Origin of the sequence: Fictibacillus sp. NRS-1165 (assembly GCF_050468105.1) — a bacterium.
GTDB lineage: Bacteria > Bacillota > Bacilli > Bacillales > Fictibacillaceae > Fictibacillus_C > Fictibacillus_C terrinigri.
In genome coordinates this window covers 1-1477 of the sequence record NZ_JBDPNU010000063.1, presented here as the reverse complement: position 1 = coordinate 1477, position 1477 = coordinate 1, and the positions used below count along the sequence as shown (strand labels likewise).

At 38.1% G+C, this 1477-nt stretch carries 1 protein-coding gene and 1 pseudogene; both read left to right on the top strand.

Going from position 1 to position 1477, the window contains the following annotated elements:
* Positions 1-164, top strand: a pseudogene (locus ABHN01_RS22505) (class A beta-lactamase); the annotation flags it as partial.
* Positions 165-816: 652 nt separating this feature from the next.
* A partial coding sequence (locus ABHN01_RS22500) for an NTF2-like N-terminal transpeptidase domain-containing protein (protein ID WP_429877387.1) occupies positions 817-1477 on the top strand: 661 nt, incomplete at its 3' end.

Below are 1477 nucleotides of genomic sequence, written 5' to 3'. Positions count from 1 at the left end.
ATGGAACGCGAAATGACATTGCTATTATTTGGCCACCGAAAGGAGATCCTATTGTTCTTGCAATACTTTCTAGTCGTGATAAAAAGGACGCTGATTCTAACGACAAGCTTATTGCACAGGCAACAAAGGAAGTAATCGGTACCCTTAAAGTCAACCATAAGTAGGTAAGGTATAGTAATAAATTTTTAGTGACAATAAAGTTATTTAAAAACATATAATCCCGTTCTGATTTTAGGATGGGATTAAAATAAACTTGTTTAAAACACCAGTCATGCTGCATCATAATAGGGCGCTTTTCTGGAGTAAGGTTGCACTCTCTTCGCATCTAGGGGTATTTTTCAAAATGGACCTTTTCTAGGGGTTGGACAAAAACACCCAAATAGTAAGACATAATTGACAGACGACAGACAAAGCCCATTGAGTTCTAACTATTACCATGGGCTAAATTTCTGATTATCACAACTTATTTTTGTATTGAATTCAACTTGTGGAATTACTGAAACTTAATAAACCGAAAGGAGCCGAACCTATTATAACGGATCCGACACACGACACATTTTGGTGAGTTCACATGGATCCATTTATCGAATATGGACCTGCTCTATTTTCATATGAGCAAGGCAATTTTCTCGATTTTAAAACAAAGATGTGTGAAAGGATGCGGTTGCATAAATCGGCCGAAAACCACAAATGTTGCTTAAGATACGAAAACTAAAAATAAAAATGGAATGCCAGGGTGAGCGTTATCACTTCGGTTATTTTTTTTTAATGGATTAAAATAAGGAAAGAGAGAGACAAAGTCAGGAGGGGAACGGATTGAAACATAAAATTTCAATTCTTTGTATAGCCTTACTTTTTATCCTGGTTGCAGGATGTTCGGATGGACCTAAGCCAGATCCTACAATAAAAGAATATATGAAAAACTGGCAATCTATGAAGTTTGATAAAATGTACTCCATGCTTTCCGATAAAAGCAAAAAGGAAATGACAAAAGATGAATTCGTGAAAAAATATTCCGCGATTTATGGCGGAATCAATGCACAAAATATTTCTATAACACCGGTTATTCCAAAAGAAGAACCGGATCCAGACAAGAATGGGAATGTGACGTATACATACAAAGTAAAAATGGATACGTTGGCGGGTCCTATTCAATACAAACATAAAATAAAAATGGCGGAGCAGGAAAAGGACGACAAGAAAAACTGGTTTGTAAATTGGGATTACTCGCAAATTTTCCCCGGTATGGAAAAGGGGGATAAGGTTAGAGTTCAAACCAATAAGGCAAAACGGGGGGAGATCCTCGACCGGAATGGAAATGGGCTTGCCGTAAATGGCATGGCCGAACAGATCGGCATTGTCCCGCAAGATCTTCCTGGGAATGGCGATGACAGCAAACAGCAGCTCGCAAAAGCACTTGGTATCAACAAAGAGGTCATCGATAACGCGTTAAATTCTTCATGGGTAAAACCAGGGT